This window comes from Pantoea sp. JV6, assembly GCF_025910055.1.
GTDB classification, from domain to species: Bacteria; Pseudomonadota; Gammaproteobacteria; order Enterobacterales; family Enterobacteriaceae; genus Pantoea; species Pantoea agglomerans.
Map to the genome: position 1 here is coordinate 179,256 of NZ_JAPCIM010000013.1, position 13,680 is coordinate 192,935.

The window sequence follows — 13,680 nt, forward strand, 5'->3', positions numbered from 1 at the left end:
CTCAGGTTAAAGCAGCCCAAAGAACTGCCGGGCCGTTACCACATCGTTCGCAATTTGTTCTTTCAACGCCTCCAGTGAGGCAAAGCGCTGCTCGTTTCGTATTTTCTGTTTCAGCACCACATCAATGTGACGACCATAGAGATCCATATTGATGTCGAGCAGGTGAACTTCAAGCTGCTGGCGTAAACCTTTTACGGTCGGACGGGTGCCGATATTGGCGACACCTGGCAGTGGCTCGGGCGTCAGACCCCGTACCTCTACCGCATAAACCCCTTTCACCGGCGAGACGCTGCGGCGTAAAGGGAGGTTCGCCGTGGGGAAACCCAGCGTGCGTCCCAGTGCATCACCGTGCACAACGCGGCCGGAAATAGTGAAAGGGTGACCAAGCAGCGACTGCGCCAGCGCTAAATCATCCACGGCCAGCGCCTGACGCACGGCAGTACTGCTGATTCGCTTACCGCCATCACAGAAGGTTTCGGTGCTGACGACCTCAAAGCCGTACTCCGCACCGGCTTTCTGTAATAACAGGAAATCACCCTGGCGACCAGCGCCGAAGCGGAAATCATCGCCTACCGCAAGGTACTTTACGTCCAGCTTTTCGACTAACAGGTCACTGATAAAACGCTGGGCGGACAAGGCCGCAAAGCGACGGTCGAACCGCACGCACAACACTTTATCGACGCCGGCTTCCGCCATGTATCGCAGTTTTTCACGCAGACGCGTCAGACGAGCCGGCGCTTTGTCACCGGCAAACAGCTCCAGCGGCTGTGGCTCAAAAACCATGACCACCACCGGCAGATTACGCTTACGTCCCTCTTCACACAGCCGCGACATCAGCGCCTGATGCCCACGGTGCACGCCATCGAAATTACCAATGGTCAGAACGCAGCCGCGATGCTGCTCGTTAAGATTATGAATACCGCGGATAAACTTCATGGCTGGCCCAAACCGGTGGAAATCGGCGGATTATACCCTTGAAAGCGACTCAGGTTAACCCGTCAGCACGCCTTTCATGCTTTAGGCGCTGCATTTCCTGTTGCAGAAGCGCATGTTAAGAATTTTGTCGCGAAATACTGTATTCAGCGAGGGGAAGCTGGTAGAATCCTGCGCCATCAAATACGTAACCGAGTGCCGCTCTCAGGGCGACGCTTATTTGCACAAATCCATTGACAAAATCAGGTTAGAAGGGCATAGTCCTCGGCCTTTGATTTGTCTCTATAGAACACATTTGGGAGTTGTACCTTGGCTAATATCAAATCAGCTAAGAAACGCGCCGTAACATCTGAGAAACGCCGTAAGCATAACGCTAGCCGCCGCTCTATGATGCGTACCTTCGTTAAGAAAGTATACGCGGCGATCGCTTCAGGCGACAAAGCTGCTGCGCAGAACGCATTCAATGAAATGCAACCACTCGTGGACCGTCAGGCTGCTAAAGGTCTGATCCACAAGAACAAAGCTGCACGTTATAAGTCTAACCTGACTGCACAGATCAACAAACTGGCTTAATCGCCTGTTGTTAATCGCTTTGTTAAAAAAGCCGGCGCTTACGCCGGTTTTTTTTCGTCTGTCCCCTGGCGGGGAAAGAGTTCGCTGAAGTCTGCGTGACAGAGTCGCTGCACCGCCGGATGCTGAATCATCCGCTCCGCGAAGAGTATGTGATACTCCTCTGATACCGCGTCGAGCCGCCCGACTTCATATATCCCCTCACGTTGACCCATCTCCAGCAAAGGCGCGACAAAAATCGCATTCTGTCGCGCACCAAACGCCGTCATCAGTGCCGCATCATCAAACTCACCGAGAATCTCCACCTGCACTCCCTGGGTGCTGATCCAGTTGAGGATTTTGCGCCCCAGCATGGAGCGGCGCCCCGGAATCAGCAGGGGACGCGTCTCCAGGCAGGCCGGAAAAGAGAGATCGCTGAGCGGCTGGGTTGACCAGAAGCTGATCGGGCATTCCCCCAGCTTCACCGAAAATAGCCCTTCCTGTTGGGTGGGGTCGATGGAGCAGTCAGAGATAATCATATCCAGCTTGTGCTGACTGAGCTGCTCCAGCAGCATTTCGTGGGTCGATTCAAAACAGCGCAGATGAATTTTCTCCTCTGCGACCACCGCCGTCTCCAGCACCTTGCTGACCAGCTGCTTTGAGAGCGCATCTGCCACGCCAACATCCAGCAGCAGATGGGACTCTTTGCGGTAATTCACAATATCCAGCATCTCCTGACTCAGCATAAACATGCGGTCAGCATAGCGAAAAACCAGCTGCCCCAGCTCCGTCGGTACCAGGCCCCGTCCCTGACGCCGGAACAGCTTGCCCTGCAGGCGCTCCTCCAGTGCCTTAATCTGCCCGGTAATGGTCTGTGGCGTCAGGGAGAGTGCCTCTGCTGCTGCCGTAATTGATCCCGCACGGCAGGCGTGCCAGAAGTAGTAGAGATGATTGAAATTGAGCTGATTCATAGAAAAAAGGAGGCTTGCGCCTCCTCTCCATTAACGCAGTTTAATTCGCAGCAGCGTATAGCCGATGACAGCTGAAAGCAGAGAGCCGGTCAGAATGCCCAGTTTTGAAAAGGTCACCAGCTGTTCATGCGCGGCATCAAAGGCCAGCGAACTGATAAAAATTGACATAGTGAAGCCAATTCCGCACAGCACACCAATCGCCATAATATCGCGTATGGTTGTGCCGTTGGGTAATACCGCCAGCCGCAATTTTACCGCCAGCCAGCAGAAGAGCGTAATGCCTAATGGCTTACCGATTAACAGGCCGAAGATGATGCCTGACGGTTCAGGCGAGAGGACATCACTCAGCGTAATGCCAGCAAGTGAGATACCGGCATTAGCAAAGGCAAACAGCGGCAGAATCATCCAGTTCACCCACGGCATCAGACCATGCGCCAGATGTTCCGCTGGAGAGTGCCCCTCTTTCTTCTCCAGAGGCACGAAGAAGCCCACAATGACGCCAGCCAGGGTTGCGTGGACGCCCGACTTCAGCACGGCGGTCCAGAGTATGATACCCACCAGTATGTAGACTGAGATTCTACGGACGTTAAAGCGGTTCAGGAGTGCCAGCACGACAATTGCGCCAGCAGCCACGCACAGGGAGAGCACTGAGAGGTCACTGGTATAGAACAGAGCGATAATCACAATGGCACCCAGGTCATCAATAATCGCCAGTGCCATCAGAAAGACTTTCAGCGCAACGGGAACACGGCTGCCCAGAAGGGCCAGCACACCCAGCGCAAAAGCGATATCGGTTGCGGTGGGAATGGCCCAGCCGTTACGTGCAATCTCATCACCATGGTTGAAAAGCAGGAAGATCAGGGCGGGTAACGCCATGCCGCCTATTGCCGCGATGACCGGGAAGATCGCCTTGTCACGGCTGGCAAGTTCGCCGACCATCAACTCACGCTTTACTTCCAGGCCAATAACCAGAAAGAAAAGCGCCATCAGCGCATCGTTGATCCACAACAGCAAGTTTTTGCTGATATCCAGCGCTCCGAAGCGGATTTGTACCGGTTCATTCAGCAACGCCTGGTAACCCTGGGCGGTAGCGGCCGTATTGGCGAGGATCATCGCCGCGACCGCCGCCACGATCAACATCACGCCATTGCTGGCATCACTTTCAATAAAACTTTTTAGCAGATTCTTTAATTTGCGCGGCTTGTTCAACGTTCATCTTCCTGAGCAGAGACAGAATGTTAAACAGTGTAACGATTCATATAGTTCGTTAAAAGCAGCTTATACCGCGCTATATGCTCGGTTTCGCCGAGCAGTAATAGCAGTAAACGTCGACATTTTTATGAGTGCTGCGGTGAGGGAGAGATAATGCAGCCATCACAGGCAGGGGATTTAAAGTAAAAAAAAGCGGAGCCGGGGCTCTAATGCCAGTCAGTTAAGCGACAGGTGATAACGCAGTCTGGTGCCGGGCCAGAAGTCCACGCCGTGAAGCGTGGACAGTTCGGGGCCGGCCAGGGAGGGCCGATCCCCGAACGGTTCGTCGGCACGACGTCAAAGCCGAAGGTACCGCGTGAGCGGCGCGAGGACGGCCCGGCAGCAGCAGAGGTGCGCTGGCCCGCACTGCGGCTCGCTCGCCCAAAAAAAAGCTGCCACGTTTGACCGTGACAGCCTTTACAAATCTAATCTAAACTGATCAGCATCAGAGCCGGGGCTCCGCTTTTTATCAGGCAGACTTAACGAGTCAGATCATCAAAGAATTTTTTCACGCCGTCGAAAAAACTCTTGGAGCGTGGGCTGTTATGCTCGCCGCTCGGGCCGCCAAAACTCTCTTCCAGTTCACGCAACAGCGCTTTCTGTTTCTCATTCAGGCTGACCGGTGTTTCCACCACGACACGACACAGCAGATCGCCGACCGCGCCGCCACGCACAGATTTCACGCCACGTCCGCGCATGCGGAACAGCTTGCCGGTCTGAGTTTCTGACGGCACTTTCAGCTTCACGCGACCATCCAGGGTCGGTACTTCAATCTCACCTCCCAGCGCTGCCATCGCAAAGTTGATCGGCACTTCACAGTAGAGATTGTTCTCTTCACGCTCGAAGATCGGGTGTTTCTTCACCGAGACCTGAACGTAGAGATCGCCTGCTGGTGCGCCCTGCTCGCCCGCTTCGCCTTCGCCGCTCAGACGAATGCGATCGCCGGTGTCGACCCCTGCCGGGATTTTCACTGACAGCGTTTTCGACTTCTCAACACGGCCATGACCATGACAGGCGTTGCACGGATCTTTAATCACCGAGCCGCGACCATGACAGGTCGGACAGGCCTGCTGAACGGTGAAGAAGCCCTGGCGCATCTGCACCTGGCCTGCACCGTGACAGGTTGAACAGGTTTGTGGCTGCGTTCCCGCTTTCGCGCCGCTGCCGTGGCAGACGTCACACTCTTCCAGCGTTGGAATGCGGATCTCTTTGGTCACGCCGCGTACCGCTTCTTCCAGCGACAGCTCCATGTTGTAGCGTAAATCGGCGCCACGGGAGGCGCGCTGACGGCGTCCACCACCAAAGATGTCACCGAACACGTCGCCAAAGATATCGCTGAAGTCTGCGCCGCCGCCACCAAAGCCGCCGCCGCCGTATCCACCGCCACCCATACCGCCCTGTTCAAAGGCTGCATGACCATATTGATCGTAGGCCGCACGCTTCTGCGCATCGGTCAGGATTTCGTACGCTTCCTTGACCTCTTTGAATTTGGCTTCGGCTTCTTTGTCACCGGGATTACGGTCCGGGTGAAATTTCATTGCCAGGCGTTTGTAAGCCTTTTTGATTTCACGCTCGTCCGCGGATTTGGCGACGCCTAAAATCTCGTAGTAATCACTCTTCGCCATGTTTATTTAGCCCTTAACATGATCGCACGGGCGTGGAGAGATCTCCTACGCCCGTGCTGGTTTCAACGGCTGTCAGGCCAACCGTCGCGCCCGGTCAGGGGCAATTATTTCTTGTTGTCTTTCACTTCTTCGAATTCAGCATCGACAACGTCGTCATCTTTCTTCGCTGACGCGTCACCGGCATCCGCTGCACCCGCCTGAGACTGCTGTGCCGCTTCCATCAGTTTGCCGGACACTTCCATCAGCGCCTGCATTTTGGCGTCGATTTCAGCTTTGTCTTCGCCTCTCAGCGCAGTTTCCAGCGCGGCCAGAGCGGCTTCGATTGGCGCTTTGTCATCAGCTGACAGTTTGTCGCCCGCTTCTTCCAACTGCTTACGCGTGCTGTGGGCAATCTGATCGCCCTGGTTACGCGTCTGTACCAGCTCTTCGAACTTGCGGTCAGATTCAGCGTTCGCTTCCGCATCACGCACCATTTTCTGGATCTCTTCATCGCTCAGACCTGAAGAGGCTTTGATGGTGATTTTCTGCTCTTTACCGCTGTTCTTATCTTTCGCCGACACGTGCAGGATACCATCCGCATCGATGTCGAAGGTCACTTCGATCTGCGGCAGACCGCGTGGCGCGTTCTGAATACCGTCGAGGTTGAACTGGCCCAGTGACTTGTTGTCATTGGCGCGCTTACGCTCACCCTGCAGCACGTGAATGGTCACGGCTGACTGGTTATCTTCAGCAGTCGAGAAGACCTGGCTGTGCTTGGTTGGGATAGTGGTGTTCTTGCTGATCAGCGAAGTCATCACACCACCCATGGTTTCGATACCCAGTGACAGCGGGGTAACGTCCAGCAGCAGCACGTCTTTCACGTCGCCACCCAGTACACCACCCTGAACTGCAGCACCGACCGCGACCGCTTCATCCGGGTTCACGTCTTTACGTGGCTCTTTACCGAAGAACTCAGTCACTTTGGCCTGAACCAGTGGCATACGAGTCTGACCACCCACCAGGATAACGTCGTTGATGTCTGAAACAGACAGTCCGGCGTCCTGCAGCGCAACTTTCAGTGGCGCGATTGAGCGAGCAACCAGATCTTCAACCAGTGACTCCAGTTTAGAGCGGGTCACTTTGATGTTCAGGTGTTTAGGACCGGTCGCATCTGCCGTGATGTATGGCAGGTTAACGTCGGTCTGCTGTGCAGAAGAAAGTTCGATTTTCGCTTTCTCTGCCGCTTCTTTCAGACGCTGCATCGCCAGTGGATCGTTGTGCAGATCGATGCCCTGGTCTTTCTTGAATTCAGCAACCAGATAGTTAATCAGGCGGCTATCGAAGTCTTCACCACCCAGGTGGGTATCACCGTTGGTCGCCAGAACTTCAAAGGTTTTTTCGCCGTCAACTTCGTCGATCTCAATGATTGAGATATCGAAGGTACCGCCACCCAGGTCATAAACCGCGATGGTGCGGTTACCCTGGCCTTTATCCAGACCGTATGCCAGTGCAGCAGCAGTCGGTTCGTTAATGATACGTTTGACTTCCAGACCCGCGATACGGCCGGCGTCTTTGGTCGCCTGACGCTGCGCATCGTTGAAGTAAGCCGGTACGGTAATAACCGCTTCAGTCACTGGCTCACCGAGGTAATCTTCGGCGGTCTTTTTCATTTTCTTCAGCACTTCAGCAGAGATCTGCGGCGGTGCCATTCTCTGACCTTTCACTTCCAGCCATGCGTCGCCGTTGTCAGCGCCGGTAATTTTGTACGGCATGATTTTAATATCACGCTGTACTTCTTCGTCCTGGAAGCGACGACCGATCAGACGCTTAATTGCGAACAGGGTATTCTGCGGGTTGGTCACTGCCTGACGTTTAGCCGGTTGACCGACCAGAATTTCGCCATCCTGTGTATACGCAATAATTGAAGGCGTGGTGCGATCGCCCTCGGCATTTTCCAGCACGCGTGCTTTAGTGCCATCCATGATCGCAACACAAGAGTTGGTTGTACCCAGGTCAATACCAATAATCTTACCCATCTAAACATCTCCCACTTAAATTCGTTGCCAATTTGGGTTGTGAACCTTTTATGTGGGCGGGTTGTTTGCATTCAACTGCCAGCACATGCTTTTTTTCCAACGTTCACAACGCTCGATGACAAGTAAATGGGGCCGCTTCGATGCGCATCAAGGGCTAAACCAAAAAAAAATTTTTACCTTTGGCCCTGTCGGGATCAAAGAACGCTGCCACAACGCTGAATATGATGCGTCGCCTTGTTCCCCTCAGGGAGCAGGACGAAATCCGTTTATTACATCAACGATCATTTTACTGCCGAGGAACTATGGCAAATTCAACGCTGGCTAACCCTGCCCCGCTGGGATTAATGGGATTTGGCATGACGACCATTTTGCTGAACCTGCACAACACGGGCCTGTTTGCCATGGACGTGGCGATTTTAGCCATGGGCATTTTTTATGGCGGGATTGCACAGGTGCTGGCCGGTCTGCTGGAGTTTAAAAAGAACAACACTTTCGGGCTGACCGCCTTTACCTCTTACGGCATGTTCTGGTTAAGCTTTGTGGCGATTCTGCTGTTACCTGAAATGGGTCTGGCAAAAGCGCCAGACGAACGTTTCCTGGGGGCCTGGCTGGCACTGTGGGGCATTTTCACGCTGTTTATGTTCGTCGGTACGCTGAAAGGTGCGCGGATGCTGCAGTTTGTTTTCGGCTCGCTCACGCTGCTGTTTCTGCTGCTGGCCGTGGCTCATCTTATGCACCTGTCGGCGCTGGTGGTCTCCGCGGGCTGGGTCGGGATACTCTGTGGTGCCAGCGCCTGCTATCTGGCGATGGGTGAAGTGCTGAACGAAACCTTTGGCCGCACCATTCTGCCGATTGGCGCGAAATCGCTTTAAGCCTGCTTTTACACATAAAAAAAGACGCGGAGCCAGGCTCCGCGTCCCCGCATTACAAAGAGTTAATCCCCTGCTGCAGGCCAGGCTCGTGGCTGACATCACGCCGCAGCCAGATCCCCGTCAGCAATCCCACCAGCGCCAGCGCCATCACATACCAGCAGGGTGCCATAACTGAGACGTTCATCAGCAGCGACACAAAGATCGGTGTCAGCCCGCCGAAGATCGCATAGGAGAGGTTGTAGGAAAATGAGAGTCCGGTAAAACGCACTTCTGCCGGAAAGGCGCGCACCATCACAAAGGGCACCACGCCGACGATACCGACGCTGAGACCCGCCACGCCATAAAGCAGGAAGAGCTGCTGTGGATAGAGGGCGGTCAGGTGATAAAACTGCCAGCTACAGATCGCCAGCAGCAGGCTGCCGACACACAGCGTACGACTGGCACCAAAGCGATCGGCCGCGAGTCCGGCAATAATGCAGCCAATGCAGAGCATCACGGTGGCGATGCTGTTGGCCTGCAGGGTCAGCGCAGGCGCGATGCCCTGCTGTTTTTGCAGCCACACCGGCGACATCAGGATCACCACCACGATGCAGGCGGAGAGCAGCCAGGTCAGCAGCATAGAGATGACAATCGACTTTTTATGCTCTGCCAGCACGGTCTTCAGCGGCAGGGTTTCCGCCAGCGCTTTACGCTGCTGCATCTCAATAAACACCGGCGTCTCATGCAGCCAGCGACGCAGGTACATCGCGACCAGCCCGAACACGCCGCCGAGGAAGAACGGGATGCGCCAGCCGCCATCATGGATCGCCTGCTGCGACATTGAGGTATTGATCAGCGTGGCTACCAGTGACCCCAGTAAAATGCCGATAGTCAGCCCGGCCGTCAGCGTGCCGCAGGCGATGCCGATACGTTTATAGGGCACGTGTTCCGCGACAAACACCCAGGCGCCCGGCACTTCACCGCCAATCGCCGCGCCCTGTAACATCCGCATCAGCAGCATCAGCAGTGGCGCAGCAATGCCAATCGTCTGCCAGGTGGGTAAAGCGCCCATCATCAGGGTCGGCAGCGCCATCAGCAGAATGCTCAGGCTGAACATCTTTTTGCGCCCGAGCTTATCGCCAAAATGCGCCATCACGATGCCGCCCAGCGGACGAGCCAGATAGCCTGCGGCAAAAATGGCAAACGTCTGCAACTGACGCAGCCATTCCGGGATATCCGAAGGGAAAAAGAGTTCGCCAATCACGGTGGCGAAGAAAACGAAGATGATGAAGTCGTAGAATTCCAGCGCGCCGCCCAGCGCGGCCAGCGCCAGGGTCTTGTAATCCTTACCGGTCAGACGCTGAATGTGAGTCGGATTCATAATATTCCAGAGGCAAAAGAGATAAAGTTGTAAAGATCTTATTACTATACCGTCAATCTTTTGCCACACCAGCAAGGCTATAGCTTATGCCTGAAATGGGGAATATTTAGTTATTTATCTCACGTATCGCGCTTTTAGGCCGAAATGCTGCTACTACGCTGGAATGCGTTTCGACGTAAGGCCCTTCCAGCAACTGTAAACAATAAGGTACAGATGCAAAGATGCCGTGAACTTTTACGTTGCCCTGCTCATCCTTCAGTCCTTCCAGCGTCTCTTTGATCGACTTCGGCTGACCAGGCAGATTGAGGATCAGCGACTGCTTGCGGATCACCCCGACCTGACGCGACAGAATCGCGGTCGGCACGAACTGCAGGCTGATCTGGCGCATCTGCTCACCAAAACCAGGCATTTCACGATCGGCAACGGCTAAGGTGGCATCGGGCGTGACATCACGTCGGGCCGGACCGGTGCCGCCAGTGGTTAACACCAGATGGCAAAAACGTTCATCGACCAGTTCGCAAATCGCCTGCTCAATCATCGGCTGCTCGTCGGGCACCAGTCGGGACTCAATCTCAAACGGGCTGCTGATTGCGCTGCCGAGCCAGCTCTCCAGCGCGGGAATACCCTGATCCTGATAAATGCCGTTCGCGGCGCGATCGGAGACCGAGATCAGGCCAATGCGTAATGTATTCATGATTAGCTTCGCTGTGATTTACCGCGGTGCGGTTGGAGTAAAAGGGGAATAGCCGAGAGGATAATATAAAGTGAAAGGGTCGGAAAAGGGAAAACCGTGGCAGCCTGCGCCGCCACGGTCAACAGATTACAGCAGTTCTGCCAGCATCTTCTCAAGTTTGCCCTGATCAACGGCAAAATTGCGGATACCTTCTGCCAGCTTCGCAACCGCCATCGGATCCTGGTTGTGCTGCCACAGGAACTCAGACTCGGTCATGCGCGCCGGACGCGCTTTCACTTCGCCGCTGTAGCTCAGTTTACGCTCCAGGGTGCCTTCGCTCTCCGCCAGCTCTTTCAGTAGCGCAGGAGAAATGGTCAGACGGTCACAGCCAGCCAGCTCGATGATTTCGCCGACGTTACGGAAGCTGGCGCCCATCACCACGGTTTCATAGCCGTGCTGCTTGTAGTAGTTGTAGATTTCAGAAACTGAAACCACGCCTGGATCTTCGTGCGCGGCATACTCTTTCTTGTCGGTGTTGGCTTTGTACCAGTCGAGGATACGGCCAACAAACGGAGAGATCAGGAACACGCCCGCTTCAGCACAGGCACGCGCCTGAGCAAAGGAGAACAGCAGCGTCAGGTTACAGTTGATACCCTCTTTTTCCAGCTGCTCTGCAGCACGGATGCCCTGCCAGGTAGAGGCCAGTTTGATCAGGATGCGGTCGTTGCTGATACCGGCATCATTGTAGAGTTTGATCAGGCTGCGGGCTTTGGCGATGCTGCCTTCAGTGTCGTAAGAGAGACGCGCATCCACTTCCGTCGAGATGCGGCCTGGGATCAGTTTGAGGATTTCCAGACCAATGTTCACGGCCAGCTTGTCAGAAACCAGCTGCAGCTGCTCTTCTTTGTTGCTGCTCTGATCACGCGCCCAGCCGATCGCTTCATCGATCAGTTTACGGTATTCAGGAATTTGCGCGGCGTTGAGAATCAGAGAAGGGTTGGTGGTGGCGTCTTGTGGCTGATACAGCTTCATGGCTGCAATATCACCGGTGTCGGCGACGACGGTGGTGAGCTGACGCAGGGAGGTAAGTTTGTCCGTCATGTTCTTTTCTCTTAGTTAACTGTCAGTGTGAAAAAAGGCTGTTGCGATAATATCACGCGGCAACGGTGGCGCAAGGTCAGGGAATGCCGTTTACGATAGCGCGAACAAATAGGTGTGATTCGTCATTCTTTGCGGCTTTTTTGGTACACTGCGAAGCCTGATAAGCAGCCAATGCCCTGTTAAACCAGGCATTAACCGAGGAAGCAACTATGTTGATGGTGATCTCTCCCGCCAAGACGCTGGATTATGAAAGCCCGCTGGCGACAACGCGTTTCACCCAGCCTGCGCTGTTAGAAAAGTCACAACAGCTGATTGAAATTGCGCGCGAGCTGTCACCCGCCAGCATCGCCTCGTTAATGGGCATCAGCGATAAACTGGCGCACCTCAATGCCGAGCGCTTTAACAGCTGGCAGCCCGATTTTTCCCCTAAGAATGCCCGTCAGGCTATCCTGGCGTTCAAAGGTGATGTCTACACCGGTTTACAGGCAGAGACCTTCAGCGATCAGGATTTCGATTTTGCTCAGCAGCACCTGCGTATGTTATCAGGCCTGTATGGCGTACTGCGTCCACTCGATTTAATGCAGCCTTACCGTCTGGAGATGGGCATTCGCCTGGCGAATCCGGCGGGCAAAGATCTCTACACCTTCTGGGGCGATCTCATCACTGAAACGCTGAATGCCGCGCTGGCGGAACAGGGCGATGAGGTGCTGATCAACCTCGCCTCGGACGAATATTTCCGGGCCGTTAAGCCGAAGACGCTGCGGGCACAGATGATTAAGCCGGTGTTCCTCGACGAAAAGAATGGCAGTTACAAAGTGATTAGCTTCTATGCCAAAAAGGCGCGTGGATTAATGAGTCGCTATGTGATTCAGCAGCGCCTGACGAAGCCGGAACAGCTAAAGGCGTTTGATCTGGATGGCTATCGTTTTGATGCAGCCAGCAGCAGCGAGAGCGAGCTGGTCTTTAAGCGCGCAGAGCAGTAACACCCCGCGCCCTCTGCTTTCCACAAACAGGCTTCCCGCAACCGGGAAGCCTTTCACAGGTTTACTTCAGCAGAAACGCCCGCAGCGAGGCGAAATCACCCTTCATCTGATGCGACAGCAGCGGCAGGTCGGCGCGCTCCGCTAACTCCGGCGGCAGCGTCAGGGTCTGTTCAAGGATCGCTTCCACACTTTCGCGGAATTTCGCCGGATGCGCGGTTCCCAGGAACACACCATACTCCCCTTCCTGCAGCTGATCGCGCAACAGACGCCAGGCAATGGCGGCATGCGGCTCGGAAATGTAGCCCATCTCAGCCAGTTCACGCATGGCGGCGCGCGTGGTCTCATCCGAGACCGCACCACAGGCCAGATCGGTTAAGCGCCAGGTTTTACGGCGGAACAGCTCTTCCACACGCGGCCAGTTATTAGGCTGGCTGACATCCATGGCATTCGACAGCGTAGAGACCGTCTGGTTTGGCTGCCACTCGCCGTTGCCCAGAAAGCGCGGCACCGTGTCGTTGGCGTTGGTGGCGGCGATAAAACGTTTGATCGGCAGGCCCAGCGATTTCGCCAGCAGACCGGCGGTCAAATCACCAAAGTTGCCGCTCGGCACTGACACCACCAGCTGATTACGTTTTTCCTGAGGCAGCTGTGCAACCGCTTCAAAGTAGTAGCAGATCTGCGCCAGCAGGCGGCTGATGTTGATGGAGTTAGCCGAGTTCAGGCCAATCGCGCGCTTCAGATCTTCATCATCAAACGCCTGTTTCACCAGCGACTGGCAGGCATCAAAATCGCCGTCGATAGAGATGGTTTCGATGTTGCCGCCCAGAGTACAGAAGAGTTTCTCCTGCAGCGGACTGATTTTGCCCTGCGGATAGAGGATCACCACGCGCACGTTCTTCATGCCGTAAAAGGCGTGCGCCACGGCCGCGCCGGTATCACCGGAGGTGGCGGTCAGAATGGTGATCTGCTCATCTGAGCCTGAGACATACGACAGCATCTGCGCCATAAAACGGCCGCCGAAATCTTTAAACGCCAGCGTCGGGCCGTGGAACAGCTCCAGACAGGCGATATCTTCGCTGACGGCTTTCACCGGGGCCGGAAAAGCAAAAGCGGCTTTAACACGCTCATGCAGCTGCTGGGCCGGAATCTCGTCACCAATGAAAGCCGAGAGAATTTTGCTGCTGCGGCTGACAAAATCCATCTCCAGCATCGCGTCGATGTCGGTCAGTTCAAACTCCGGCAGTTCCAGCGGAAAGAACAGACCCTGCTGCGAACCCAGACCCTGTTTCACCGCCTGGGCGAAGCTGACCTGCTCGTTGTGATCCTTAAGATTGTAGAGTTTCATGC

Annotated in this window: 12 protein-coding genes; 3 read left to right on the forward strand and 9 right to left on the reverse strand. The window is 55.0% G+C overall.

Annotated features, from left to right (window positions below):
• Positions 1-6 precede the first annotated feature (6 nt).
• On the reverse strand, positions 7-936 hold the full coding sequence (gene ribF / locus OK412_RS14865) for a bifunctional riboflavin kinase/FAD synthetase (RefSeq protein WP_010253714.1): 930 nt from the start codon (positions 934-936) through the stop codon (positions 7-9).
• A gap of 306 nt (positions 937-1,242) precedes the next feature.
• Between ribF and rpsT the strand changes: the two genes are divergently transcribed.
• Positions 1,243-1,506, forward strand: a complete 264-nt coding sequence (gene rpsT / locus OK412_RS14870; protein ID WP_008925553.1) for a 30S ribosomal protein S20 — start codon at positions 1,243-1,245, stop codon at positions 1,504-1,506.
• Positions 1,507-1,544: 38 nt separating this feature from the next.
• Here rpsT and nhaR read toward each other — a convergent pair whose 3' ends face one another.
• The 4 genes from nhaR to dnaK form a co-directional block, all read right to left on the reverse strand.
• Positions 1,545-2,453, reverse strand: a complete 909-nt coding sequence (nhaR, locus tag OK412_RS14875; RefSeq protein ID WP_033770947.1) for a transcriptional activator NhaR — start codon at positions 2,451-2,453, stop codon at positions 1,545-1,547.
• A 30-nt stretch (positions 2,454-2,483) separates the two neighbouring features.
• Entirely contained in the window at positions 2,484-3,662 is a 1,179-nt protein-coding gene (nhaA, locus tag OK412_RS14880) for a Na+/H+ antiporter NhaA (protein ID WP_010671807.1), read from the reverse strand.
• A gap of 521 nt (positions 3,663-4,183) precedes the next feature.
• On the reverse strand, positions 4,184-5,329 hold the full coding sequence (gene dnaJ / locus OK412_RS14885; protein ID WP_010253699.1) for a molecular chaperone DnaJ: 1,146 nt from the start codon (positions 5,327-5,329) through the stop codon (positions 4,184-4,186).
• A gap of 104 nt (positions 5,330-5,433) precedes the next feature.
• The gene (gene dnaK / locus OK412_RS14890; protein ID WP_010253698.1) at positions 5,434-7,344 is read right to left on the reverse strand and encodes a molecular chaperone DnaK; all 1,911 of its coding nucleotides are present in this window, start codon (positions 7,342-7,344) and stop codon (positions 5,434-5,436) included.
• A gap of 302 nt (positions 7,345-7,646) precedes the next feature.
• On the opposite strand from dnaK, the gene satP reads away from it, so the two are divergent.
• Positions 7,647-8,216 carry an acetate uptake transporter gene (gene satP / locus OK412_RS14895; RefSeq protein ID WP_264353292.1) on the forward strand — a complete coding sequence of 190 codons (570 nt, stop codon included), beginning with the start codon at positions 7,647-7,649 and terminating at the stop codon, positions 8,214-8,216.
• Between the two features lie 52 nt (positions 8,217-8,268).
• On the opposite strand, the gene OK412_RS14900 is transcribed toward satP, so the two are convergent.
• From OK412_RS14900 to tal, 3 genes are all read right to left on the reverse strand, one after another.
• Complete coding sequence (locus tag OK412_RS14900; protein WP_264353293.1) at positions 8,269-9,576, reverse strand: MFS transporter; 1,308 nt, start codon at positions 9,574-9,576, stop codon at positions 8,269-8,271.
• A 106-nt stretch (positions 9,577-9,682) separates the two neighbouring features.
• On the reverse strand, positions 9,683-10,270 hold the full coding sequence (mog, locus tag OK412_RS14905) for a molybdopterin adenylyltransferase (RefSeq protein ID WP_010253692.1): 588 nt from the start codon (positions 10,268-10,270) through the stop codon (positions 9,683-9,685).
• 126 nt (positions 10,271-10,396) lie between these two features.
• Positions 10,397-11,350: a transaldolase gene (tal, locus tag OK412_RS14910; RefSeq protein WP_010253690.1), complete on the reverse strand. Its 954-nt coding sequence runs from the start codon at positions 11,348-11,350 to the stop codon at positions 10,397-10,399.
• Positions 11,351-11,559: 209 nt separating this feature from the next.
• Between tal and yaaA the strand changes: the two genes are divergently transcribed.
• On the forward strand, positions 11,560-12,333 hold the full coding sequence (gene yaaA / locus OK412_RS14915) for a peroxide stress protein YaaA (protein WP_010253688.1): 774 nt from the start codon (positions 11,560-11,562) through the stop codon (positions 12,331-12,333).
• A 61-nt stretch (positions 12,334-12,394) separates the two neighbouring features.
• Here the strand turns inward: yaaA and thrC are convergent, their stop codons facing one another.
• A complete protein-coding gene (gene thrC, locus OK412_RS14920) occupies positions 12,395-13,678 on the reverse strand; it encodes a threonine synthase (protein WP_033769620.1) in 1,284 nt (427 codons plus the stop codon).
• Positions 13,679-13,680 lie beyond the last annotated feature (2 nt).